Below are 22,751 nucleotides of genomic sequence, written 5' to 3'. Positions count from 1 at the left end.
CCTAGCGCTAAGGAACACGGCAACAAGCTCCTATTCTGGGAGGTATGCAATTACTCTCCCTCACTGACGCCGACCGTACTTATCTCGCCCGCCTGAACTTCCTCACCGACACCTTTGGTGACGAGTTCAAGGAGCTGCCCGCGGAGTTCGACACGGACTTTGACTATTACCTGGGCGACTGGGAGCCCTCCCGCGGCGGGTTCATTGCCTGGGAGGGGAACGTGCCGGCGGGCGGCGCCTGGCTCAACTGGGGCACCGCCGAGCGCCACGGCTATGGCCATGTGGCTGAGGGCATCCCCGAGGTGGCCCTCGCCGTCGAACCCCGCTTCCGCAGCCCGGGCGTGGGCACCATGCTTCTCGACGCCTGCACGGTCCTCGCACGCGAGATGAACGCCCCCGGCATCTCGCTCTCGGTGGCCAAAGACAACGACCGCGCCCACCGGCTCTACCTGCACCTTGGCTTCGAGCCGGTGGGCCACGGCCGCGGCCACGAGGTGCTGGTGAAGCGCTTCAGCGACTCGCCGCGGTAGCCCCGCGGTCCGCTTAGTTCGTGGTGCCTACTTAGTCTTCTTTAGTAGTGCAGCTGCGGGTTGGCAATGGCGATGCCACCGATGGGGGCCTCGACGTTCTTGGAGTCATAGCCGGTGAGCCGGAAGTCGATGTTCTTGCTCGCGCCGGAGGAGTAGCGAGCGATATCGAACCGAATGTTTTTGACCTGGCCCGGACGGACAATCTCATTCAGCACCTGCTTGCCACCAACTTCTGCCTGGACGCGCACGTAGGCGGGGCGCTGATTCTTCAGCGTGTTGTCGTCGAAGCCGAGAGTAGCGGAGAGGTACTTGAACTCGACATCCGGGTCGTTGCGGTTCGGACGAATCCAGTAGGAATCCTGAGTGGTTTCGGAATAGGTGTTGACGAAAGAGTTGCTGTAGGTCTTGCCGTTAATGCTGACCTGAGTGTTGCTGTCACCACGGCCATTTGTCCACACCCACGTATCCGTGGCGGGCATGGACTTGGTTGCCGTGTTGTTCGACCCCGCCGCCGGGGAGCTGGCGGAGGTGCCCGAGTTGCTGCTGGAGAGATCGCCGGAGCTGACCAAGCCCGCGATGGTGCTGACGGCGGCGATGATGGCCACGATGGCGGCTGCAAATTCTTGGATGTTTCCGGAGTTGAGCTGCTTGAGAATCTTGTTGATCTGATCCATGCGAGTTTTCCTTTCACGATAGAGAGTCGATCCGAGGCAGAAGGTTATTTAATGAACTATCTAGCTTCAACGGGACTAAAGGAGCCTCCAGAGCCCAGCCAACAAAACCCCAGGAGCTGGTGTTTCACGGCACCAGGAACGAAAAATCCACTTGACATCCGCGCAGCATTATGGCGCGACACCAGGCAAGCCCCCCACGCTCGGCCCCGTACATAACTCCCGTCGCCACACCGCTCCCAACAAGAACCACATTCTCGCAGGTACGAGTACGTAGTCGAGGCAAAGATGCGCACCTAGACAGCTCCAGCACAACGTCGCGGGCGGCATCGCGGTGTCTCGTGGCAGCGCGCGAACAGACCCCAGAAAAGCCTAAACCAGGGAAGTGATAAGGAACGATCCCCGGAAAGGCTCCGACAGCGCCTGCGGGGACCCTGCGGAGCCCTATGAACACAGTGAGAATGTGACTAAAGCGAAACCGGCACCCCAGATCAAAAGAAACTGAGATGCCGGTGTGTCAACGATGTCGCGACTCATGACAGTTGTGGAGCATAGGGGAATCGAACCCCTGACCTTTGCATTGCGAACGCAACGCTCTACCAACTGAGCTAATGCCCCAATGCCTTTAAAGCGTACTCCTCTCGGTGAACGCAACGAAATCACCCGACAAAACGCCCCGGCTAGACCTCACTGGTTAACTTCTTTCACTCTAGTTGCGTGTCACTAGGGATAATCCACCTTCACCAGGCAGACAATGAGACGTCTGAAAAAGTCTGTGGAAGGTTGTCATGCGCCGAAAAAGTGTTCTTGTCCGCTCCGCCATTGCCGTTGCCCTCGCGGCATCCACGTCCCTGCCTGGCACCGCCGCAGCAGCTGATCTGCAGGCGCCCCAGGTGCCGCAGGTGCCGCAGCTTTCCGACGTCCAGGAGGACCTCGAACAGCTCGAGCAGGATGCCTTTGCCGCTCTGCCGAAGGAGCTTCAGTCCAGTCCCCTCTTCGCGGGCTCCTCGCGGCCCGCACCGGCCCGCTCCACTACCCAGTCCGCCGACGCGACTGCGCGGCCGGCCACACCCAAGTCTCCCTCTGTCGCGGATTCCACCTGTTCCAACTGCGTAGCCATCACCTATGACGATGGCCCCGGCGAGTTGACCGCTCAGCTCCTCGATACCCTGAAGGCCAAGGACGCCCACGCCAGCTTCATGGTCTTGGCTCCCAATGCCACCGCGCACCCAGAGCTGCTACGCCGCATGAAGGCCGAAGGCCACACGGTGGGCAACCACACCGCATCCCACCGCGAGCTCAACAAGCTCTCCCCCAGCGAGGTGGACGGCGAGATCAAGGCCGGGGCCGCCGCCATCAAGGCAGCGACGGGTGAGAACCCTCGGTGGATGCGTCCGCCATACGGTGCCACCAACGGCACTGTGGACGCTGCCGCACGGACCAACGGGCAGGCAGAGGCTCTGTGGGCCGTCGACACCCTGGACTGGAAGGACCGCAATTCTGAGCACGTCTGCGAGGCCGCGGTGAGCGGCGCCCAGCCCGGCTCCATTGTCCTCATGCACGACATTCACGCCACCACCGTGGATGCCGCTGATTGCGTCATCGACGGGCTACGCGCGAAGGGCCTGGATCCGGTGAGCCTTGACCGCCTCATCCCCAATCCCCAAGCGGGAAGGCAGTACTTCACCCGCTAGAGCCCACTGCGGCCGCTCTGGGACCAAAGCAAAAGCACCTTTTGCACATTTTCGCATCCATTCACCTGCGGTTTTCCCGCTAGAGGTCTCCAAATGGTGCCTTTACTCCGGTCCCTTAACCCCCAGGTAGGCGGGAACGCGAAAGGCGCCCAGCGTTTCCGCCGGGCGCCTTCCACCTATGCTGTGGAGCATAGGAGAATCGAACTCCTGACCTTCTGCTTGCAAAGCAGATGCTCTACCAATTGAGCTAATGCCCCATTGTTCCGTGGTGGGCCTAGCTGGAATCGAACCAGCGACCTCATCGTTATCAGCGATGCGCTCTAACCGACTGAGCTATAGGCCCTTGACCGGAACGAGTAGTTACTCTACATACGACCGGCGATCTATTACAAATCGCCTGGTCATATGCGGTATTTAGGGCGCTATCGCGACTCTTCTTGCAACCGCACCTTGAAGCCGCCAAAGACATCCACAATCGCGTTGTAGATGCCTGCCATGATCGGCGCCAAGATGGTCATGAGCACGGCAACGATAGCCCCGAAGAGCGCGGCGGCTGAGACCACGAGGCCGAAGCTGACCTCGAAGCCACCGCCGACACCGCCCACGAGCGAGTTGAGGGAATCCCAGATCCCCGCCTGGTCAAGGCCGAGGTACAGCAGGCACACGGCGATGATCCAGGCAACGAGGCCGACGAGGGACATCGCCAAGCCCACGCGGAACGCCGACATGGGTGAAATCCGCGCTAGGTGAAGCTCTCGTCCGATCATGAATTACTCCTCGCCCTCGGTGGTGTCCTGGCTGCTGTCCTTGTCAGCGCCCTTGGCAGTGGCGTCGTCGCCAAGCTTCAGGTGCTCCTGTTGGACATCTTCCACGGACTTCTCGCCCTTCGCCACCGCTTGGGCATCTTCCTCGCCGTCGTCCTCCACGTTGCGGTCGATGGCGAGCAGCTCAACGTCGTCCGCCAGGTTGACCAGGCGCACGCCCATCGTGGCGCGGGAGCTCGGGCGAATCTGGTTGACCTCGGTGCGCACCACGCCGCCGGCGGAGGTGATGGCGAAGATCTCGTCGTCCTCCTCCACGGCAATAGCGGAGATGAGCTTGCCGCGCTTCGGGGTGTACTTGAAGGTCATGACACCGAGGCCGCCGCGGCCCTGCGGGGTGTACTCCTCGATGGCGGTGCGCTTGCCGTAGCCGCCGGAGGTGGCCACCAGCAGGAACTGGCCGTCGTTGACCACGGACATGGACAGCAGCTGATCGTCGCCGCGGAAGCGCATGCCCTTCACGCCGGCGGTGGCGCGGCCCATCGGGCGGAGCTGGTCGTCGTCGGCAGTAAAGCGGATGGCCTGGCCCTGCTCAGAGGTGAGCAGGATGTCGTCGCCCTCGCTGACCAGCTGAGCGCCGATCAGCGCATCGCCCTCGTTGAGGTTGATGGCGATGAGTCCAGCGGAGCGCGCGGACTCGTAATCGGTGAGGCGGGACTTCTTTACGCGGCCCTGCTGCGTAGCCAGGACCAGGTAGGGAGCGTCCTCGTAGGACTGGATCTGGATGACCTGGGCAATCTTCTCCTCCGGCTGGAACTCCAGCAGGTTGGCCACGTGCTGGCCGCGGGCGGTGCGGCCTGCCTCTGGCAGCTCGTAGGCCTTGAGGCGGTAGACGCGGCCGAAGTTGGTGAAGAACAGGATCCAGTCGTGCGTGGAGCAGACGAAGAAGTTCTTCACAATGTCGTCCTGCTTGAGCTCCGCGCCGCGCACGCCCTTGCCGCCGCGCTTCTGCGCCTTGTAGGAGTCCACCTTGGTGCGCTTGGCGTAGCCGGTGGAGGTGATGGTGACCACGACATTCTCGCGGGCGATGAGGTCCTCGTCGGAGACGTCACCGGAGGCGGCGACAATCTGCGTGCGGCGCTCGTCGCCGTACTTCTCCACGATCTCCTGGAGCTCGTCGTGGACGATCTGACGCTGGCGCTCCTCGCGGGCGAGGATGTCCTTGAGGTCGGCGATGATCTCCTCGATCTCCGCCAACTCATCGATGATCTTCTGACGTTCCAGGGCGGCCAGGCGGCGCAGACGCATGGCCAGGATGGCGTCGGCCTGGATCTCGTCAACGTCGAGAAGCTGCATCAAGCCCTCGCGGGCCTCATCCACCGTCGGGGAACGGCGGATGAGCGCGATGACTTCATCGAGCATGTCGAGCGCCTTGACCAAGCCGCGCAGGATGTGGGCGCGCTTCTCCGCCTCATCCAGGCGGAACTGGGTACGGCGGACGATGACCTCGATCTGGTGAGCCACGTAGTAGCTCAGCATCTGGTCCAGGCGCAGGGTGCGAGGCACACCATCGACGATGGAGAGCATGTTCGCGCCGAAGGAGGTCTGCAGCTGGGAGTGCTTGTACAGGTTGTTGAGGACAACGCGCGCCACGGCGTCGCGCTTGAGGGTGACCACGATGCGCATGCCCACGCGGTCGGAGGACTCGTCCTCAATCTTGGCGATACCGGCAATCTTGCCGTTGACCACGGACTCCGCGATGTTGGAGATCATGTTGTCCGGGTTGACCTGGTACGGCAGCTCCGTAATCACGATGGTCTGGCGGTTGCCCACCTCCTCAATGGAGGTCACACCGCGCATGCGGATAGAGCCGCGGCCGGTGGAGTAGGCATCCTTGATGCCCTGGTCGCCCACGATGAGGCCGGCGGTGGGGAAATCCGGGCCCTTGACGCGCTCCATGCAGGCGGCCAGAGCCTCCTCCTCCGACGCCTCCGGGTGGTCCAGCAGCCAGTAGATGGCCTCCGCCAGCTCGCCCAGGTTGTGCGGCGGGATGTTGGTGGCCATACCGACGGCAATACCGCCGGAGCCGTTCATCAACAGGTTCGGAACGCGGGACGGAAGGATCACCGGCTCCTGGGTCTTGCCGTCGTAGTTCGGGGCGAAGTCAACGGTGTTTTCGCGGATATCGCGCACCATCTCCATCGCCAGTGGCGTCATGCGGCACTCGGTGTAACGCATGGCGGCGGGGCCGTCATTACCGCGGGAACCGAAGTTACCCTGGCCGTCGACCAGCGGATAGCGCATGTTCCACGGCTGGGCCAGGCGCACGAGGGTGTCATAAATTGCGGAGTCACCGTGCGGGTGGAACTGGCCCATCGTGTCCGACACCGGGCGGGCGGACTTCACGTAGCCGCGATCCGGGCGGTAGCCGGAGTCATACATGGCGTAGAGGATGCGGCGGTGGACCGGCTTCAGACCATCTCGGACCTCCGGCAGGGCACGGCCGACGATGACGGACATGGCGTAGTCGATGTAACTCGACTCCATCTCCTCATTGATGTCAATGGGGTGGATGCGATCAAACAGATCGCCGTTGTTTTCACTCATAACACCTCATAGTACCGCCTAAAGGCCCGTGTGACGCCCTATGGCGGGGCCGGGTCGCAGAGGTGGTATCACGATGATACCACAGGGTGCTAGCCTGAGGGCATGGCAATGACACTGCGGCTTACCCCTGAGCAAGATCACGCGCTCACACTTCTGGCCTCGGCGCAGGGAACCTCCAAACATGAGGCGGTGGTCCGGGCGGTGGTGGCGGCGGCGTCGCGCACGCTTAGCGACGCCGCAGTGCAGGACACCGCCCGCCATCTCCTGCCCGGCCGCGCGGAGCTGGAGGCTGAAATCCGCCAGGCCCGCGGACGGCGATAACCCATGAGCGTGGAACAACTCGCGCTGGTCGCCCGAGAGTTTTGCCGGGTCTACCGAGTGCGCCTCCTCGACTTCGCGGCCCTTGCCGCCGCTGCCGCCGCGAGCACGGCAAGTATCGAGGGCATTGCGGTGCACGGCAACCGCCACGAGGCGGCTCGCGCGCTGGAGTCAGTGCTTCGGGCGGTACCGGCGCTGAGCGGAAAGAACGAAGAATTCGCAGGATTTTGCGCGCAGGTCTATCTTTCTGTTGCAGAAGTTATGTAAGTTAAACGTGTTAAAGAATCCGCTGCTGCCGTTTGGCCCCGCGGTGACCCCCAGAAAGGAACTCCTCTTTCATGTCCATCAAGAAGCTCCTCGCCGCTGGCGTCGTGGCCACCACCCTGGCCACCGCCGCGACCCCCGCTGCGTCCGCTGCGTCCTCCGCCACCGCCTCCGGCCCGCAGGGCTGGGAGGATGGCAAGAACCCCGACTTCGTGCAGGGTGAAGAAGGCTCCTCCCTGACGGGTTCCACCCCTATCGACATGGGTCTTATCATCGGCGGCTCCATCGTCGGCATCCTCGCTGTGCTCAAGCTCATCACCGACAACGTCCCGGCCCTGCGCGCCCAGGTGGACGAGTTCGCCGCGCAGATCGGCATGGCAGGCTCTTCCGGTTCTTCCGAGCACAACCGCCTCTACGAGGGTGGCCTTGACTTCGACCTGGAGCGCCTCGCCCGCGACAACAACTTCCCGGAGATCGCCGACCAGATCGCCGCCATGAAGGCCGGCTCCAGCGCCCCGGCCCCCGCACAGTAAGTAGCAGTACGCGGCACAGCGCACGGCACAGTAGGCTCTACAGCATGGCTAACCTCACTCAGCTCCTGCAGTCCCCTACCCGCAACGCCGTCGTGGCCAATCTTTCCCAGGCCGCCGAGGACGCCGTGTCCTCCCTCAGCGGCATCTCCGGCATGGCGTTCAAAGGCGCCCTAGCCGCGGCTAAGAAGACCGATTCCGCGGTCGTCTCCAAGGGCGTTAACCGCCTCCTGCCGGACCTGCTCAACTCCCTAGAGCCCTACTGGCAAGAATTCGAGGGCTCTGAGCAGTCCGACTTCGGCACCTACTTGGACGGCCGCAGCGCCGAGATCACTGAGTCCATCATGGCCAGCGCGGATAAGTCCGCCGAGGAGATCACCGCCCCGGGCCTGGCTCGCGCCTACAAGTCGTTGCGCGGCAAGGCCTCCTCCATCTTGGAGCCCAACATCTCGACGATGGGCAGCATCCTGCAGCGCCACATGGACGCCGCCTAACCCTAACTACGCACCGATCACAAAAGGCCAGCCTCCCTCCTTGCGAGGGGCGCTGGCCTTTCGTCGTGCTGGGCGCTTAGACGTCGAGGAAACGAACGTCCTTGGCGCGGCGGGTAATGAAGGAGCGACGAGCAGAGACGTCATCACCCATGAGGATGGAGAAGAGCTCGTCGGCGCGCTGCGCGTCCTCCAGGTCAACGCGGCGCAGGATACGGGTGTTCGGGTCCAACGTGGTCTCCCACAGCTCAGACGCGTTCATCTCACCCAGACCCTTGTAGCGCTGAATGCCGTCGTCCTTGTTGATCTTGCGGTTCTCTTCCAGGCCCTCCGCCAGCAGCTTGTCACGCTCCGCGTCGGAGAAGGCGTAACCCGGTTCGCCCTTGGCCCACTTGAGCTTGTACAGCGGCGGATTAGCCAGGTAGACGTGGCCGTCCTCCACCAGTTGCGGCATGAAGCGGAAGAGCAGGGTCAGAAGCAGCGTGGCGATGTGCTGGCCGTCCACGTCGGCATCGGCCATAAGCACAATCTTGTCGTAGCGCAGCTTGGAGATGTCGAACTCTTCGTGGATGCCGGTGCCCAGAGCGGTGATGATGGCCTGGACCTCTGCGTTCTTGAGCACCTTGTCCATGCGCGCCTTCTCCACGTTGAGGATCTTGCCGCGCAGCGGCAGGATGGCCTGGAACATGGAATCGCGGCCGCCCTTGGCGGAACCACCTGCGGAGTCACCCTCCACGATGTAGAGCTCAGAGAGCTTGGAGTCCTTGGAGCGGCAATCCGCCAGCTTGCCTGGCAGGCCGCCCAAGTCGCCGGCAGACTTGCGGCGCACCAGCTCGCGGGCCTTGCGGGCCGCCACGCGGGCGTGCGCGGAGGAGACGGCCTTGTTGATGATGACCTTGGCCTCCGCCGGGTTGGCGTCGAACCAATCGTTGAGGTGCTCGTTGACCGCGCGCTGGACAAAGCCCTTGATTTCGGAGTTGCCCAGCTTGGTCTTGGTCTGGCCCTCGAACTGCGGGTCTCCCACCTTCACGGAGATCACGGCGGCCAGGCCCTCACGGCAGTCATCGCCGGAGAGGTTGCCGTCCTTCTCCTTAAGCAGCTTGTGCTCCTTGGCGTAGCGGTTCATCAGGGAGGTCAGCGCTGCGCGGAAGCCCTCCTCGTGCGTGCCGCCCTCGTGGGTGTTGATGGTGTTGGCGAAGGTGTGGACGGACTCCTTGTAGCCCTGGTTCCACTGCAGCGCGATTTCTACCTCGTGGTCCTCACCCTTGACGTCGAACGCCACGATGGTCGGGTGAATCGCGGACTTGGTCTTGTTGAGGAACTCAACGTAGTCCTGCAGACCGTTCGGGTAGTGGTAGGTGACTTCCTTCTTCTTTTTCTTGGCCGCCTGCGCCTCGTCACCCTCGCCATCCGCGCCGGATTCGCCCTTCTCATCTAGGCTGCTCAGGCTCACTGGGGCATCGCCCGCTTCGGCGATCTCCTCCAGCTCCGCCTGCTCCTTGGAGATGGCGCGCTCATCGCGCAGGACGATAGTCAGGCCCTTGTTGAGGAAGGCCATCTCCTGCAGGCGGCGAGCGATGGTGTCGTAGTTAAACTCGACGGTTTCAAAGATCTCCGGGTCCGGCCAGAAGCGGATGGTGGTACCGGTACCGCGGGCGTTATCGCCCTCCACCAGCTCATCCGGGATGGCATTAGTGAAGTTCTGGTACCAGTGCTTGCCGCTGCGCTTAATGTCCGCCTCGACGCGGGTGGACAGCGCGTTGACCACGGAGATACCGACACCGTGCAGACCGCCGGACACCGCGTAGGACTCGGAGTCGAACTTACCGCCGGCGTGCAGCTGGGTCATGACCACCTGCACCGTCGGGGCGCCGGAGGCGTGCATCTCCACCGGGATACCACGGCCGTTATCGATAACCTCGACGCCGCCGTCCTCCCGCAGGGTGACGATAACCTTGTCGGCGTAGCCGGCCATGGCCTCATCGACGGAGTTGTCAACAATCTCCCAGATCAGGTGGTGCAGACCGCGCACACCGGTGGAACCGATGTACATGCCGGGGCGCTTACGAACGGCCTCCAGGCCCTCCAGAATCGTAATTGACCCCGCATCATATGCGTGTTGTTCAGCCACGGATTCGTGTTCTCCTTTTGGCTAGAGCTAAATCTAAGACTTTGTCTATTCTACACTGTGTCCCCCCACGCAAGGGCACTGCACGCCAGTGAGAGAGGCAAATTTACGTGAATTTAGCGATCCCACGATCCTTCCGGATTTCACTGGCCCGTCGGCCAGCCGGTCACCCTACCCGTACGTGTCTTGGGAGCCTTGGGGCTTGACCCACTGCCGGCCTTCGTAATTGCGGTGCTGCTTCGGGCCCTGAATGTGCAGCTTGGCCACCACGTCGGGGCCAAGGCGGTCAGCAATCTTCTGCAAGATGGGGCGCTGCAGGTAGCGCAGCTCCGTGGCCCAGCTGGAGGAATCGCAGGCCACGTACACCACCTGTTCTTTGATGTTCAGCGGCTGCGTGTGCGCGGCAATGCGCTCGCCCACCAGGTTCTCCCAGTTGCCCATGACCCACCCGTGCGCGAGCTCGTGCTCCCAGCCGCGCTTGCCAATTTCGCGCTGGATCTGCGAACCCAAACTAGGAATGTCCAGGCTGCGGCGCCGCCGGCGACCGTCCGGACCGGTGGGCCTGCCGCGCCGGTAGGTCTTCGGCTGCTGATCCGCCGGCTGCTGGCCCAGGTTCATCTTCGGCATCGGGCGGTTGAGCTTGGGCGGGTTCTTCGAGGTGCTTCGGGTCCGCTCAAACAGCGCCTTGACCGGGTCGAATTCTGCATCACTCATCGTCTTCTGCCCCCTCTGGCTCGGCAGCGCGCGCAATCTCTGAAATTCGTCCCTCGTCGGTATCGCGGACGGTGACGTTGAAGCGCTCGATGGGCTCCAGGTTACCCGGCAGGTCCTCATCCACCGCCGCGGTGATCAGCACCTGCTCGGCCTCGGCGGCAAGGTGCACCAGCTTCTGGCGGCGCTTGGCATCGAGCTCCGCAAAGACATCGTCGAGGATAAGGATCGGATCGGTGCCCTCCTGGCGCAACAGGTTGAACTCCGCCAGGCGCAGAGAAATGGAATAAGACCACGTCTCGCCGTGGCTGGCAAAGCCCTTGGCGGGGCTCTGGCCCAGGTTGAGCACAAGATCGTCGCGGTGCGGCCCCACCAGCGATATCCCGCGCTCGATTTCGCGCTGCCGCACCGCCGCGAGCTCCGTGAGCATCATCGCCTCGATGACCTCGCGGTCGGACACGTCCACGGTGGACTTGTACTCCACGCTGGCCGGACGGGACTCGGGTGCCAGGCCGCGGTAGGCGGCGGGGATGAGTTCCCGCAAGGCGTCGACAAGCGCGAGGCGCGCCTCAATCACCTGCGCGCCCAACGACGCCAGCTGCGTATCCCACACGTCGAGAGTAGCCAGGGCCGAGGCCCCGTCACTGTCGCTGTATCCGCGGCGCAAGCTGGGCGACGCCCCCTTGAGCAACGCATTGCGCTGCTTCAACACCTTGTCGTAATCCGCCTTCACCCCCGCCAGACGCGGGGTGCGCGAGGCAATAATGTCATCCAGGTACTGACGGCGCGTGACCGGCTCGCCCCGCACCAGCGACAGATCCTCCGGCGAAAAGAGCACGGTTTTGACCACGCCGAGCAACTCCCGCGGGGACTTCAGCCGGGTCCGGTTGATCTGCGCCTGGTTCGCCGCATGCGGCTTAATGAGCAGGTGCGCGGTAAGCTCGCGGCCCTGATTTACCGCGGTGGCGGAGATGCGCGCGTTCTGCGCGCCCTGGCGCACCAGCGGGGCGTCGTGCGATACGCGGTGGGAGGACAAATGCGCTGCGTACCCGATGGCCTCGACGATGTTGGTTTTGCCGAAGCCATTGCGGCCCACAAAAAGGCTGATCCCCGGCTTCAGCTCAAGGTTGAGCTCGGGCCAGGAGCGAAAGTCCCTGACATCGAGATCCCGAATGTACATACGGCCTTAGCCCGGCAGACGCACCGGCATGAGCAAGTAGGTGAAATCCGTCTCCGGGGTGGGGAACGTGCCGTCTTCCTCCGCGGCGGGCAGCTCCTCCGGCTCCGGAATCATGATGGCCGGGCGGGAAGGCTCGGTAAAGCCGAAGACCACGCGGTCCGTGTGCACCACGGCCAGGCCGTCCTTGAGGTAGGACGGGTTGAAGGCAATGACAAAGCTATCGCGGCCGTTGAACGCACACGGCAGGGTCTCACTAGCGCGGCCCGAATCGGCGCCGGCGGCCAAGGTGACCTCGCCTTCGGTGAATTCCATGCGGATCTGCGCGTTGCGGTCCGTCAGCAGGGAGACGCGGCGGATAGCCTCCTGCAGCGGGGCGACCTCGATGCTAGCCATGGCCGTGTGGTTCTTCGGCAGCAGCGGGGCGACGTTGGGGAAGTCCGCATCCAGCATGCGCGTGGTGGTCTCACGGTTATCCGCGTGAAGGCCGAACAGGCCTTCGGCGGCGATGTTCTCACCGGTACCCACGGCGATCTCCACCGGGATGTTGAGGTGAGTATCCAGGGAGCGGCCGGTGTCCTGCAGCGTCTTGGCCGGGACCAGAAGCTTCGCTTCGACGTCCGGGGAGACCGGATCCCACTCGAAGGTGCGCATGGCCAAGCGGAAGCGGTCCGTGGCGGTCATCTCTACGTGAGAGCCCTCGATGGCGATGTGCACGCCAGTGAGCATGGGCAGGGTGTCATCCTTGCCCGCCGCTGCCACGACCTGGCTGATGGCCTCGACGAACAGCTGCGGGTTGATCGTGCCGGTGACCTCCGGCAACACGGGCAGCTGCGGGTAGTCATCCAGCGGGATGAGCGGCAGCTCGAAGCGCGAGGAACCACAGGTAAGCAGGACCTTGGAGTCCTCCTGCGTCATCTCGATTTCCTTGTTAGGCAAGGAGGCAACGATGTCAGACAGAAGCTTGCCGGCGACCGCGATGCGGCCGGGCTCATCCACCATGCCGGCGATGCGCACGCGGGTCGAGACCTCGTAGTCAAAGCCGGTGAATTCCAAACCATTGTCATCCGCGGTGATTAGCATGGCGCGCAGCACCGGTTGGGTCACCTTCGACGGCAAGCTACGCGCGACCCACGCGACGGCGTTGGCGAGGTCATCTTTGGCAACGCGAAATGACACGGACTGGTCCATGGTGGTGAGACGCTCCTCTAGTTGCGGATGGGTTGATTCTTGGAAGCTCTCTCCAACTTACAGGATCGCGCCGACACCACAGGAGTTTGTCATTCACCCCTCCCTGCCCCCTTCGATGGGGCCGGGCGACGAGGCGGAGGCCGGCGAATCACACACATCCTTTTTCTTCTTGGTTAGGGAGAAAACAAAATAGGAGTAGTAATAACCGCTGTGGGATCTGTGGATAACCCACCAAAAGCCGAGCGTGATCCGGCGGCGCGGGGTGTTAGTCGGGGTGTGGGATCTCTGTGATCAAATGACAAGAATTGTGAGCAACTGCTCCGGGGCCAAAGTTATCCACAATTCATCCCCAGATCCATCGCCGCTGATCACAGGCTTAATCACATGTTTTCTGCCCGGGCTTTCTGCCTGTGGATGTGGAAAACGTGACGAGGATCTACGAATTACAAGCGTGAAATTACACAGATGTGGATAAGGCTGTGGATAAAGAATTGAGCCCGCACTGCCTACGCGAAAACCCCCTCTCACCCTGGGATCCCGTGGGATCGTCAGGTGCGACAGGGGGCGAGGAGGCCGGCGGGCTGGTTGCGGCTTAGCTAGCTACGGTTATGTGTTTTGATCCTTTGCGTCAGCGCCTGGATCTCGTCGTACGTATTGCGGTTCTCCGTCATTTCCTTGCGGATCTTGCGGTCGGCATAGATCACGGTGGTGTGGTCCTTGCCGCCGAACTGATCACCGATTTTAGGAAGGGAGAGCTCGGTGAGCTCGCGGCAGAGGTACATCGCGAGCTGGCGAGCGTGCGCCACCGCGCGTTTCTTGCCGGAGCCGCGCAACGTATCGACGTCGATATTGAAGTAATCGGCGGTGACTTCCATGATGGCGGTCGCCGTGATCTGGCGGTCCGCGGAGTCGGGGGCCAGGTCATGGAGGGCGATCTCCGCCATCTCCAGGCTGATCGGTTCATTGACCAGAGAAGAATAGGCAGAGACGCGGATCAGCGCGCCCTCGAGCTCGCGGATGGAGGACTCGAAGCGGGAGGCAATGAGCTCCAACACGGAGCGGTCCACGTCGGTGCCGTCCGCGGCCGCCTTCTTCATGAGAATGGCGATACGCGTTTCCAGGTCCGGCGGCTGAATATCCGTGATAAGACCGCCCTCGAAGCGGGTGCGCAGGCGATCCTCCAGCGTGGTCAGCTGCTTCGGCGGGCGGTCCGAGGACAAGATGATCTGCTTGTTGGCCTGGTGCAGCGCATTGAAGGTGTGGAAGAACTCCTCCTGCGTGGACTCCTTGCCCTCCAAGAACTGGATGTCATCCACCATGAGGATGTCCAGGTTGCGGTAGCGCCGCTTGAAGGATTCCTGGCGGTCATCGCGCAAGGAATTGATGTAGTCATTGGTGAACTCTTCCGAGGACACGTACTTCACCCGCAGGCCCGGGTGCAGCACCTGGGCGTAGTTGCCCGCCGCGTGCAGCAGGTGGGTCTTGCCTAGGCCGGAGCCGCCCCAAATAAAGAGCGGGTTGTAGGCGCGGGCGGGATTCTCCGCCACGGCCACGGCCGCACCGTTGGCAAAGCGGTTGGAGGAGCCGATCACGAAGTTTTCAAACGTGTGCTTCGGGTTGAGAGACTTCTCGCGGTTTGGGTTGTGCGCGGGCTCCTCGCGGCGGATGCGCTGGCCGGAGGTGCCGGCTTGGCCAGCAGGATCGGAGTATTCCGAATAGTTGTTGTACGCGTTGGCCTGCTGATCGCTGTAGTGCTGCGCCAGCTCGTCCAGGCTGGCCGGCGAGTGGGTGGAGTCCCACGGCTGAGCGCTGGGACCCGGAGCCTGCGGTTGCGGTGACTGCTGTGGCGCCGAGGACACCGAGGGCTCCGAGGATACTGAGTGCCCCATCCCGTGCTGCGGGGCCTCGGTCTGAATCGGGCGCCGCGGCTCTGGCTCGGGTTCCGGCTCCGGCTGCGGGGCCGGGGCCTCCGGCGGTGCGGTGATGGTGACCGCCAGGGAGAACGGGCGGCCCAGGTGCTGGGCCAGGGCGCGGGAGATGTACTCGCTGAGCTCGGTCTCCAGCACCCGCTTGGCGTTCTCGTGGGGTGCGGCGATGAGCGCGTAACCCTCGCCGATCATGATTGGCTGGACCAGTTGCAGACTCAGGCGCTGGCTGTGGTTGAAATTGGGTACGTCTGAGCTGGGCTGCTCGGACTGCGCCAGCAGATCGGAGACCACTGCTTTCCAGCTGGCCATGAGAGCCGCGTGCGGATCAGACAAGACGCCTACCTTCTTTGTAGTTCGAGCTCGCCCTCGCCTGGGCGCACTCTGCCTTCACCAGCCTGGCGGGGCTGGGCGGATTTACATTCCGGCGAAGGCATTACTACGGGAACATTGTTGTGATGGACGGATGGACTGGTGAGAGAACAACAGAAATTCACGGGAATTCACCGAAGCTTCCACACCATGTTTTGGCCAGTAACCTCGGATTCCACACTGTTATCCACAGCTGTGGATAGGTTGTTTATCCACAGCCTAGCGCATCACTGTGGATAACTGCCTATCGCCCCTAAATGCCCTTCTACCTGCCGAAAGGTCGGAAGTCTCAAGGTTTGATTGAGAGTTATTCACAGCCTGTTGATGGCTGTGGAATTTGATTCCTTAGTTCTACCGCGTTGCCCTTAAGCTGTCTAATGCGTTTTTTATGCGTGCCCACCACCCGTGTGCCTGGGGTGCGCGCGGCGGCTGTTGCGGCGCAGCATGTGGGCAAAAAGTGCCGCTCTAGCTGGGCAGAAAAACATCTTTGTTATTTCGGGTACACCCAGGGTGTCGATTTGTTTCCACCCCGTTGCGTCACGTAACCTGTGGTGGTCTATTGCGACAGCGCCTGTTGCGTCTGTTGCGCGTGAGAATGCCTCTTCCCTGGCCCTCGCCGGCAAGTGGGAGGCTCCATTCTTTCTCACACTCACCATTCACCAGTGAATGCCCGAGCCAGCACACGGTGCGAGCTCGGTTATTTGCGCACAACTTCAAGGAGTTAATCGTGGCAAAGGGTAAGCGTACCTTCCAGCCGAACAACCGCCGTCGCGCTCGCAAGCACGGCTTCCGCACCCGCATGAGCACCCGCGCCGGCCGCGCCATCGTCGCCGCTCGTCGCAAGAAGGGTCGCGCTAAGCTCACCGCTTAATTCATGCTTCCAGCCCAGCACAAGCTCACGTCCCCGCGACAGTTTCGCAGGACCATCAAGGACGGGCGCCGGGCGGGCACGCGCACCGTTGTCGTGCACATGCGCATCAACGGCGGTGAGGATGCCATCGCGGCCACCGGGCCGCGGTTTGGCCTCATCGTTTCTAAAGCCGTCGGGAACGCCGTGGTTCGCCACCGCACCTCCCGGCGGCTTCGTCATGTGTGCATGGATCTCATGGCTGACCTGCCAGTGACTGCAGACGTCGTCATCCGCGCCCTCCCCGCCAGCGCCGAGGCCACCAGCGACCGCCTCGCCCGCGATATCCGCAAGGCGCTAGCGAAATGGGATATGTAAATTCCCAGGGGGAAGAAATTCCCGCAGCCCGCGGTCTCGCCCGCTTTCTTGTGAAAGGGGTGCGCTTCTACCAAAAGCACCTCTCAGCCCTTAAGATGGTCTCTACCTGTCGTTTTGAACCGACATGCAGTGCCTATGCCCTAGAAGCCATCTCCGTATACGGAGCGTTTAAGGGAACGGGCATGGCACTAGCCAGGGTATGCAAGTGTGGACCGTGGCATCCGGGCGGATTTGATCCGGTACCGAACAAACAACAACTGAGGTAGAAACACTCGTGCTTAATTTCATCTACTGGCCAATCTCCGCAGTCTTGTGGTTCTGGCATTGGCTTTTGAGCTTTGTCCTCGATTCCGCCTGGGGCGGAACCTGGATCATCGCTATCGTCTTGCTGACGTGGACGCTCAAGGCGGTTATGGTCAAGCCGACCATCACCCAGCTGCGCTCCTCGCGCAAGATGCAGGAGATCCAGCCGCAGGTGCAGGAGATCCGTGCCAAGTACGCTAATGACCAGACCAAGGCCGCGCAGGAAATGCAGCGGATCTACAAGGAGTCTGGCGTGCGTCCGGTGGCGGGCTGCCTGCCTATGTTCGCCCAGATTCCGATGTTCATCGGCCTGTTGCACGTTCTGCGCTCCTTCGACCGCACCGTGGCTGTCGCGGGCGGCTTTGGCCACCCGGCAGGTGAGGCGATGTCGGAGGAGATGAACGGCTCCATCGCCAACTACATCTTCAAGCCGGAGCTGGTCCAGCAGTTCGTGGACGCTAAGATCTTCGGCGTGCCGCTCGTGGCTAACTTGCGCCTCAACTCCGGCCTGGAGATTGTCAAGCAAACCACGGTGGCGCAGGCCGCGATGATTATCGTGCCGCTCATCGCCATCATTGCCGTGCTGACACACTTCAACGCCCGCATGTCGCTGAACCGCCAGGAGGCCCGCCGCGCCGCCGGCAAGACCTCGGCACCGCAGGGTCAGAACTCCGAGATGATGCAGCAGCAGATGGCCGTTATGAACAAGATGATGCTGTGGTTCATGCCGGCCATGCTGGTCTTCTCCGGCTTCATCTGGCCCATCGGCCTCCTGTTCTACATGCTGGCCAACACCGTGTGGACCTTCTTCCAGACGCGCATCGTCTACGCCAAGATGGACCGCGAGGAGGAAGAAGAGGCAGCTGCTAAGGCCGAGCTCAAGCGCACGTCCGCCCCGAAGCCGGGCGCGCGCAAGAAGGATAACCGCTCCAAGAAGCAGCGCCGCAACAACAACTAAAACACGACCCAGGAGTTATCACAGTGCCTGAACATCAGCCTGCAACTGTGCCACTGGACCCGTCGGAGGTCTTCGGATCGCGTCTGCCGCTCGCGCAGAAGTACCACGATTCGCTGGCCACGGACGGGTCCACCCGTGGTTTTATAGGCCCCCGCGAGGTACCGCGCCTGTGGGAGCGCCACCTCATCAACTGTGCTGTGGTGGGTGAAGTGATGCCGCAGAACGCCACGCTTATCGACGTCGGCAGTGGCGCCGGCCTGCCCGGCATCCCCCTCGCCATCGCCCGCCCGGACCTCACCATCACCCTCATCGAGCCGCTGCTGAAGCGCTCGACCTACCTCAACGAGGTCGTCGACCTGCTGGGTCTGGATAACGTCACCGTCATCCGCGGGCGCGCCGAGGAGGGCCCGGTGAAGAAGGCGGTCAAGGGCGCGGACATCGTCACCTCCCGCGCGGTGGCCCCGCTGGGCAAGCTGGCCAAGTGGTCCTTGCCGCTCGTGCGCAAGGGCGGAGAGATGATCGCGCTCAAGGGTTCCTCGGTGCACGAGGAGTTGGAGCGCGACGCCGCGGACATCAAGCGCGCTGGCGGTGGAAAGGCCGAGGTCATGACCATCCACGGCACCACCATCATCCGTGTCCCCCGCGTGAACTAAAGTAGACGCCATGACTCATCCTCGTCTTATCACCATCGCGAACCAGAAGGGTGGCGTGGGTAAAACCACCTCCGCCGTCAACCTTGCCGCCGCGCTTGCCGCCGCCGGCAAGAAGGTACTGGTGATCGACCTGGACCCGCAGGGCAACGCCTCTACTGCTGTGGGTGCGGAGCACACCTCCGGTACCCAATCCAGCTATGAGGTTCTTTTGGGTGACTGCACGGCCGATGACGCCATGCAGCACTCCCCTGACAACAAGAACCTCTACTGCATCCCTGCCACCATTGATCTGGCCGGCGCGGAGATCGAGATGGTCTCCCTCGTCCGCCGCGAGTTCCGCCTGTATGACGCCCTTCATAAGGGCTTTCTGGAGGAGCACGGCTTCGAGTACGTCTTCATTGACTGCCCGCCTTCGCTCGGCCTGCTCACCATCAACGCCATGTCCTGTGCGGAAGAGGTCATCATCCCCATCCAGTGTGAGTACTACGCCCTTGAGGGGGTGGGGCAGCTGCTGGGCAATATCTCCATGATCCGGGAACACCTCAACGAGGATCTCCACATCTCCGGCGTGCTGCTCACCATGTTTGATGCCCGCACGAAGCTGGCGGAGCAGGTGGCTAATGAGGTCCGCGAGCAGTTCGGAGCCGTCGTCTTGGGCAACGTCATTCCGCGCTCTGTGCGCGTTTCGGAGGCGCCGGGCTATGGTAAGACGGTTATCGCTTATGACCCGTCGTCGACAGGCGCCCGCGCCTACGCGGCCGCCGCGCGCGAGCTGGATAAGCGCGGGGACTACACGCCGCACCCCACCACCGGAGCTATCGGCGTGAGCCCGGAGATTTTCGCGGAACTGGAAGGATAGGACTCACTGATGGCAGACAAGAAGGCAGATCAGAAGCCGGAACAGCGTCAGGGCGGTCTGGGCAAGGGCCTGGCCGCACTCATCCCGTCCGGGCCCGGTGCTCCCTCCCGCAAGCCGCGTCTGGGAGATTCCGCCGCGGACATCATCCTCGGCGCCTCTACGGGCGCACCGAAGGAGGCGGGTGCGAAGAAGGTGCAGGGGGCGCCGACCATCCAGCAGTCTTCCGGATCGCAGAAGCGCCAGGCCAAGCCCTCGGTGATCGGCGCGACATACCGCGAGATTTCCGTGGGGGACATCCTTCCCAACCCGAAGCAGCCGCGTACCGTCTTCGATGAGGACGAGTTGGCAGAGCTGGTTCACTCCATCAAGGAGTTCGGCCTGCTGCAGCCGGTCGTGGTGCGTCCCTCCGAGGAAGGCGGCTTCGAGCTCATCATGGGTGAGCGCCGCTGGCGCGCTTCCTCCAAGGCAGGCCTGGCCACCATCCCGGCCATCGTGCGCGATACCAAGGACGATGATCTCCTGCGGGACGCCCTCCTGGAGAACATCCACCGCGTCCAGCTCAACCCGCTGGAAGAGGCCCATGCCTACCAGCAGCTGCTGGAGGAGTTCGGCGTGACCCAGAACGAGCTGGCTGATCGCATCGGCCGCTCCCGCCCGCAGGTCACCAACATGATCCGCCTGCTCAAGCTGCCGGTAGATGTGCAGAAGCGCGTGGCCGCCGGAACCCTGTCCGGCGGACATGCTCGCGCGCTGTTGGGCCTGCCGGATGCAGAAGCCATGGAGCTCATTGCTAACCGTGTCGTGGCTGAGGGGCTTTCCGTGCGCGCCACGGAGGAAGCCGTCACCCTGTACAAGCGCGACGGCAAGCCGGCAGAGCCCACGAAGAAGCCGGCCGCCCCGCAGCCGCAGTTCTTCACCGACTCTGCGGAGCGACTCGCGGACCGCTTCGACACCAAGGTCACCGTCACCATGGGCAAGCGCAAGGGCAAGATGGTCGTCGAATTCGGCGATCAGGAAGACTTCGAGCGCATCATGGCGCTCATTGAGGGCACTGAGAACAGCTAGCGTCCCACCATGTTTGTGCAGGCCGTCAAGGAAGGCGTATCCATCAACCCCTTGGCGGCCCGATCCATCTTCTGGGAGATGAAGACCACGGTCGCTGATCCCAGTTTTGAGAAAGAGGCGTGGATCAGTGCTACTCTGCTGCGCTATGGCGAGTGCGGTTTCACCGTGGGCGACGAGGCCACGGTGTTCTTCTGCCCACCGGATCTTGCCCCCGGCGCCGCTAAGCTGCCCACCTCCCCTGTCTCCGAGGACGCTGTGCTGGTGTCCTCCTTGTTCGTGAAGTCGCACCGTGCGGCGAGGGGCTTAGAAGCGGTGCTTCTCGACGCTACAATAATGAACCTCACCTCCCGCGATGCCAGCGCGGTCGAGGCCTTTGGTTACCGCGATGCCGGCACGGCAGAGGATCTGCTGCGGGACAAGCCCGGGCGCATTGGCCTGCTGCCCGTGGAGACGTTGGAGTCCGCCGGCTTCATGGTCGTGAGAGACCACCCCATTACGCCCCGCCTGCGCTTAGAGCTACCCCCTGCCTTCGATCTGCTCACCACAGCCGCAGTGGAGGACCTCCTCGCCCGCGCCCTAGCCTAGGTCGTGGGTTCAAGTCAGAAGCTACTAGTCAAAGGGTTCCCTTGGGGGCGAAGAAACCTTTTAGGAAGGGATAAAAGGTTCGTTTGGGGTCAGGGAAACCATATGACTGGAACCTTGTGAGGGAAACCGTTCTTCACGGCCCCGGGCCCGCTTAGGAAGAACGCTCCGCGCGCAGCAGCTCGTCGAAGCGGTAGGTGCCGGTCACGGCAGTGTCCTCATCAAGCAGGTACAGGCGCTTAACGGAGACCACGATGGCCTCGGCGATGTCATCGCGGCGGTCCGGGTTGGTGAGGACAGCCACGTCCTTCGAGCTGGTGAGGTAACCCAGCACCACCTGCACCACCGGCATCTGCGTCAGGCGCAGCAGCGCCCACGTGCGGCCGTGGTTGCGGCAGTTGCCCAGCTCGGTACGGGCGACGATCTCACGCTGGATGAAACCGGATAGCGTCTCCCCGATAAGGGAGGAGTTTCCGGATTCGGAGCCGAAGTAGAAGGTGGCCACGCCGTTGGCCTTCTCCGTGGGGTACTCGTCGCACGCCAGGGAGATGACCAGGTCGGCGTCGAAGGCGTTGGCGAGGCCCGCGCGGTCGCGCACAGAGGGATCGTCGGTCCGCGGGCGGGAGATGATGGTCTCCATGCCGGCGGCGATCATGCGGCCGGCCACGCGCTCAGCCAGATCCCAGAGGATTTCCTCCTCCGTGATGTCGCCGTAGCGCCCCTTGACCGTGCGGCCCTTGTTGAAGCCGCCGAGGCTGGGGTCGATGACCACGCGCTTGCCGGCCAGCTTGGGGCCGGCGTTGCGCACGCGCTCACGCTCCTGAATGTTGTGGGCGGAACCGCCGGTGATGCGGCGGCCCAGCAGGCTCAGGGCGTTGATGGTGTCGGGGCCGCACACGCCGTCGCTGCGCAGGCCGCAGTTGAGCTGGTATTCCGCCAGCGCGGCGTAGGTATCCGGGCCGAAGTGGCCGTCGATGCGCTCCTGGTAGAACCCGAGCTCCTGCAACTGCTCCTGCAGCTGCGCTACGTCATCGCCCACCTGGAGGTTGCCCGGTTCATAGGCCAGGACGCGAGCGCCCAGGGTGTAGGAGGCTTGGCGCAGTTCCCGGAGGGTCAGGTCATCGATGTCACCGCTCGGCACGATGCCGCGCGATTGCTGGAAGGCCTTCAGAACCTGGGAAAGGGCGGCGTCAAAGTGCTTATCGGTCTCGGAGTACTTTTGCTTCTTCCAGTCGGACAACGTCCCCTGGTAGTCCGTCATGAGGCCGAGGCGGGCTAGGGTTGCGCGTGCTTCGGCAACGCGAACACTCTGGTCACCAACACGTAAAACGCGGTTCACACCTACCCCTTTCGTGATCAAGGTTGGCGCACAGGGGTGCGCCGTCAACGGGTTAAAGAATACCAGTTAGAGCTGTTTTCTTATCTGTGCCACGATGTCGTTCTTAGAACGCAGGCCAACAAACTCATCAACCTTCTCGCCGTTGTTGAAGATCAGCACGGACGGGATGGACATGATCTGGAACATTGCACCCAGGGTGCGCTCTTCGTCCACGTTGACCTTGACCACGGAGACATCATCGCCCAGCTCGTCAGCGACCTCTTCGAGGATCGGGGACAGCTTCTTGCACGGGCCGCACCATTCCGCCCAGAAGTCCACGACGACGGGCTTGCCGGCCTCGACGACGTCCGCGCGGAAGGAATCAGTCGTAACGTTCTTAATGTTGCTCATGTGACTA

Annotated in this window: 24 protein-coding genes and 3 tRNA genes; 14 read left to right on the top strand and 13 right to left on the bottom strand. The window is 62.8% G+C overall.

Annotated features, from left to right (window positions below):
• The first annotated feature begins 44 nt into the window (after positions 1–44).
• The gene (locus ACKFR8_RS09030) at positions 45–530 is read left to right on the top strand and encodes a GNAT family N-acetyltransferase (protein WP_408929835.1); all 486 of its coding nucleotides are present in this window, start codon (positions 45–47) and stop codon (positions 528–530) included.
• Between the two features lie 41 nt (positions 531–571).
• Here ACKFR8_RS09030 and ACKFR8_RS09025 read toward each other — a convergent pair whose 3' ends face one another.
• Positions 572–1,204 carry a hypothetical protein gene (locus ACKFR8_RS09025; RefSeq protein WP_408929834.1) on the bottom strand — a complete coding sequence of 211 codons (633 nt, stop codon included), beginning with the start codon at positions 1,202–1,204 and terminating at the stop codon, positions 572–574.
• A 542-nt stretch (positions 1,205–1,746) separates the two neighbouring features.
• Positions 1,747–1,819, bottom strand: a tRNA-Ala gene (locus ACKFR8_RS09020).
• Between the two features lie 170 nt (positions 1,820–1,989).
• On the opposite strand from ACKFR8_RS09020, the gene ACKFR8_RS09015 reads away from it, so the two are divergent.
• Positions 1,990–2,895 carry a polysaccharide deacetylase family protein gene (locus tag ACKFR8_RS09015; RefSeq protein ID WP_408929833.1) on the top strand — a complete coding sequence of 302 codons (906 nt, stop codon included), beginning with the start codon at positions 1,990–1,992 and terminating at the stop codon, positions 2,893–2,895.
• Between the two features lie 184 nt (positions 2,896–3,079).
• On the opposite strand, the gene ACKFR8_RS09010 is transcribed toward ACKFR8_RS09015, so the two are convergent.
• The 4 genes from ACKFR8_RS09010 to gyrA form a co-directional block, all read right to left on the bottom strand.
• Positions 3,080–3,152 (bottom strand) — tRNA-Ala (locus tag ACKFR8_RS09010).
• A 9-nt stretch (positions 3,153–3,161) separates the two neighbouring features.
• Positions 3,162–3,238, bottom strand: a tRNA-Ile gene (locus ACKFR8_RS09005).
• A gap of 79 nt (positions 3,239–3,317) precedes the next feature.
• On the bottom strand, positions 3,318–3,662 hold the full coding sequence (locus ACKFR8_RS09000) for a DUF3566 domain-containing protein (protein ID WP_296133902.1): 345 nt from the start codon (positions 3,660–3,662) through the stop codon (positions 3,318–3,320).
• Between the two features lie 3 nt (positions 3,663–3,665).
• A complete protein-coding gene (gyrA, locus tag ACKFR8_RS08995; protein WP_408929832.1) occupies positions 3,666–6,263 on the bottom strand; it encodes a DNA gyrase subunit A in 2,598 nt (865 codons plus the stop codon).
• Positions 6,264–6,365: 102 nt separating this feature from the next.
• On the opposite strand from gyrA, the gene ACKFR8_RS08990 reads away from it, so the two are divergent.
• The 4 genes from ACKFR8_RS08990 to ACKFR8_RS08975 all read left to right on the top strand — a co-directional run bounded on the left by ACKFR8_RS08990 (position 6,366) and on the right by ACKFR8_RS08975 (position 7,869).
• Complete coding sequence (locus tag ACKFR8_RS08990) at positions 6,366–6,584, top strand: CopG family transcriptional regulator (protein ID WP_296133898.1); 219 nt, start codon at positions 6,366–6,368, stop codon at positions 6,582–6,584.
• Positions 6,585–6,587: 3 nt separating this feature from the next.
• Positions 6,588–6,848 (top strand): cell filamentation protein Fic, encoded by a 261-nt coding sequence (locus ACKFR8_RS08985; protein WP_296133895.1) that lies wholly within the window; start codon positions 6,588–6,590, stop codon positions 6,846–6,848.
• Positions 6,849–6,919: 71 nt separating this feature from the next.
• Positions 6,920–7,378 carry a hypothetical protein gene (locus ACKFR8_RS08980; protein ID WP_193633906.1) on the top strand — a complete coding sequence of 153 codons (459 nt, stop codon included), beginning with the start codon at positions 6,920–6,922 and terminating at the stop codon, positions 7,376–7,378.
• 44 nt (positions 7,379–7,422) lie between these two features.
• Positions 7,423–7,869, top strand: coding sequence for a DUF6918 family protein (locus tag ACKFR8_RS08975; protein WP_408929831.1), 447 nt, complete (start codon positions 7,423–7,425; stop codon positions 7,867–7,869).
• A gap of 76 nt (positions 7,870–7,945) precedes the next feature.
• On the opposite strand, the gene gyrB is transcribed toward ACKFR8_RS08975, so the two are convergent.
• From gyrB to dnaA, 5 genes are all read right to left on the bottom strand, one after another.
• Positions 7,946–9,997 carry a DNA topoisomerase (ATP-hydrolyzing) subunit B gene (gyrB, locus tag ACKFR8_RS08970; protein WP_408929830.1) on the bottom strand — a complete coding sequence of 684 codons (2,052 nt, stop codon included), beginning with the start codon at positions 9,995–9,997 and terminating at the stop codon, positions 7,946–7,948.
• Between the two features lie 168 nt (positions 9,998–10,165).
• On the bottom strand, positions 10,166–10,708 hold the full coding sequence (locus tag ACKFR8_RS08965; RefSeq protein WP_408929829.1) for a DciA family protein: 543 nt from the start codon (positions 10,706–10,708) through the stop codon (positions 10,166–10,168).
• Entirely contained in the window at positions 10,701–11,885 is a 1,185-nt protein-coding gene (recF, locus tag ACKFR8_RS08960; RefSeq protein WP_408929828.1) for a DNA replication/repair protein RecF, read from the bottom strand. The genes ACKFR8_RS08965 and recF overlap by 8 nt, the downstream gene beginning before the upstream one ends.
• Positions 11,886–11,891: 6 nt before the next feature.
• Positions 11,892–13,073 (bottom strand): DNA polymerase III subunit beta, encoded by a 1,182-nt coding sequence (gene dnaN, locus ACKFR8_RS08955; protein WP_296133883.1) that lies wholly within the window; start codon positions 13,071–13,073, stop codon positions 11,892–11,894.
• Positions 13,074–13,669: 596 nt separating this feature from the next.
• Positions 13,670–15,334 carry a chromosomal replication initiator protein DnaA gene (gene dnaA / locus ACKFR8_RS08950; RefSeq protein ID WP_408929827.1) on the bottom strand — a complete coding sequence of 555 codons (1,665 nt, stop codon included), beginning with the start codon at positions 15,332–15,334 and terminating at the stop codon, positions 13,670–13,672.
• A gap of 763 nt (positions 15,335–16,097) precedes the next feature.
• On the opposite strand from dnaA, the gene rpmH reads away from it, so the two are divergent.
• From rpmH to ACKFR8_RS08910, 8 genes are read left to right on the top strand one after another with little or no spacing between them, the layout of a single operon-like run.
• Positions 16,098–16,241, top strand: a complete 144-nt coding sequence (gene rpmH, locus ACKFR8_RS08945) for a 50S ribosomal protein L34 (protein ID WP_003847033.1) — start codon at positions 16,098–16,100, stop codon at positions 16,239–16,241.
• A gap of 3 nt (positions 16,242–16,244) precedes the next feature.
• Complete coding sequence (rnpA, locus tag ACKFR8_RS08940; protein ID WP_408929826.1) at positions 16,245–16,595, top strand: ribonuclease P protein component; 351 nt, start codon at positions 16,245–16,247, stop codon at positions 16,593–16,595.
• Entirely contained in the window at positions 16,583–16,861 is a 279-nt protein-coding gene (yidD, locus tag ACKFR8_RS08935) for a membrane protein insertion efficiency factor YidD (RefSeq protein ID WP_408929825.1), read from the top strand. The genes rnpA and yidD overlap by 13 nt, the downstream gene beginning before the upstream one ends.
• Before the next feature lie 8 nt (positions 16,862–16,869).
• Complete coding sequence (gene yidC, locus ACKFR8_RS08930) at positions 16,870–17,856, top strand: membrane protein insertase YidC (protein WP_408929824.1); 987 nt, start codon at positions 16,870–16,872, stop codon at positions 17,854–17,856.
• Positions 17,857–17,879: 23 nt separating this feature from the next.
• On the top strand, positions 17,880–18,509 hold the full coding sequence (rsmG, locus tag ACKFR8_RS08925) for a 16S rRNA (guanine(527)-N(7))-methyltransferase RsmG (RefSeq protein ID WP_408929823.1): 630 nt from the start codon (positions 17,880–17,882) through the stop codon (positions 18,507–18,509).
• A gap of 10 nt (positions 18,510–18,519) precedes the next feature.
• Complete coding sequence (locus ACKFR8_RS08920; protein ID WP_408929822.1) at positions 18,520–19,368, top strand: ParA family protein; 849 nt, start codon at positions 18,520–18,522, stop codon at positions 19,366–19,368.
• A 9-nt stretch (positions 19,369–19,377) separates the two neighbouring features.
• Complete coding sequence (locus ACKFR8_RS08915) at positions 19,378–20,433, top strand: ParB/RepB/Spo0J family partition protein (protein ID WP_408929821.1); 1,056 nt, start codon at positions 19,378–19,380, stop codon at positions 20,431–20,433.
• A 9-nt stretch (positions 20,434–20,442) separates the two neighbouring features.
• A complete protein-coding gene (locus ACKFR8_RS08910; protein ID WP_296133872.1) occupies positions 20,443–21,018 on the top strand; it encodes a hypothetical protein in 576 nt (191 codons plus the stop codon).
• 151 nt (positions 21,019–21,169) lie between these two features.
• On the opposite strand, the gene ACKFR8_RS08905 is transcribed toward ACKFR8_RS08910, so the two are convergent.
• A complete protein-coding gene (locus tag ACKFR8_RS08905; protein ID WP_306507474.1) occupies positions 21,170–22,354 on the bottom strand; it encodes an N-acetylmuramoyl-L-alanine amidase in 1,185 nt (394 codons plus the stop codon).
• A gap of 66 nt (positions 22,355–22,420) precedes the next feature.
• Positions 22,421–22,744, bottom strand: coding sequence for a thioredoxin (gene trxA, locus ACKFR8_RS08900; protein ID WP_042532947.1), 324 nt, complete (start codon positions 22,742–22,744; stop codon positions 22,421–22,423).
• Positions 22,745–22,751 lie beyond the last annotated feature (7 nt).

Origin of the sequence: Corynebacterium axilliensis (genome assembly GCF_046097495.1) — a bacterium.
Classification (GTDB): Bacteria; Actinomycetota; Actinomycetes; order Mycobacteriales; family Mycobacteriaceae; genus Corynebacterium.
Note: the sequence above shows the minus strand (reverse complement) of the source record. Positions and strands in the feature narration are given on the sequence as shown.

Bases quoted from the DNA above. Each gene is read 5' to 3' on its own strand.
- ACKFR8_RS08920 (WP_408929822.1), top strand. From the start codon at position 18,520: ATGACTCATCCTCGTCTTATCACCATCGCGAACCAGAAGGGTGGCGTG.
- recF (WP_408929828.1), bottom strand. From the start codon at position 11,885: ATGTACATTCGGGATCTCGATGTCAGGGACTTTCGCTCCTGGCCCGAG.
- ACKFR8_RS08975 (WP_408929831.1), top strand. From the start codon at position 7,423: ATGGCTAACCTCACTCAGCTCCTGCAGTCCCCTACCCGCAACGCCGTC.
- ACKFR8_RS08985 (WP_296133895.1), top strand. From the start codon at position 6,588: ATGAGCGTGGAACAACTCGCGCTGGTCGCCCGAGAGTTTTGCCGGGTC.
- ACKFR8_RS09015 (WP_408929833.1), top strand. From the start codon at position 1,990: ATGCGCCGAAAAAGTGTTCTTGTCCGCTCCGCCATTGCCGTTGCCCTC.
- ACKFR8_RS08910 (WP_296133872.1), top strand. From the start codon at position 20,443: ATGTTTGTGCAGGCCGTCAAGGAAGGCGTATCCATCAACCCCTTGGCG.
- trxA (WP_042532947.1), bottom strand. From the start codon at position 22,744: ATGAGCAACATTAAGAACGTTACGACTGATTCCTTCCGCGCGGACGTC.
- ACKFR8_RS09025 (WP_408929834.1), bottom strand. From the start codon at position 1,204: ATGGATCAGATCAACAAGATTCTCAAGCAGCTCAACTCCGGAAACATC.
- ACKFR8_RS09030 (WP_408929835.1), top strand. From the start codon at position 45: ATGCAATTACTCTCCCTCACTGACGCCGACCGTACTTATCTCGCCCGC.
- ACKFR8_RS08965 (WP_408929829.1), bottom strand. From the start codon at position 10,708: ATGAGTGATGCAGAATTCGACCCGGTCAAGGCGCTGTTTGAGCGGACC.
- dnaN (WP_296133883.1), bottom strand. From the start codon at position 13,073: ATGGACCAGTCCGTGTCATTTCGCGTTGCCAAAGATGACCTCGCCAAC.
- gyrA (WP_408929832.1), bottom strand. From the start codon at position 6,263: ATGAGTGAAAACAACGGCGATCTGTTTGATCGCATCCACCCCATTGAC.
- ACKFR8_RS08990 (WP_296133898.1), top strand. From the start codon at position 6,366: ATGGCAATGACACTGCGGCTTACCCCTGAGCAAGATCACGCGCTCACA.
- yidD (WP_408929825.1), top strand. From the start codon at position 16,583: ATGGGATATGTAAATTCCCAGGGGGAAGAAATTCCCGCAGCCCGCGGT.
- ACKFR8_RS09000 (WP_296133902.1), bottom strand. From the start codon at position 3,662: ATGATCGGACGAGAGCTTCACCTAGCGCGGATTTCACCCATGTCGGCG.
- ACKFR8_RS08980 (WP_193633906.1), top strand. From the start codon at position 6,920: ATGTCCATCAAGAAGCTCCTCGCCGCTGGCGTCGTGGCCACCACCCTG.
- rnpA (WP_408929826.1), top strand. From the start codon at position 16,245: ATGCTTCCAGCCCAGCACAAGCTCACGTCCCCGCGACAGTTTCGCAGG.
- ACKFR8_RS08915 (WP_408929821.1), top strand. From the start codon at position 19,378: ATGGCAGACAAGAAGGCAGATCAGAAGCCGGAACAGCGTCAGGGCGGT.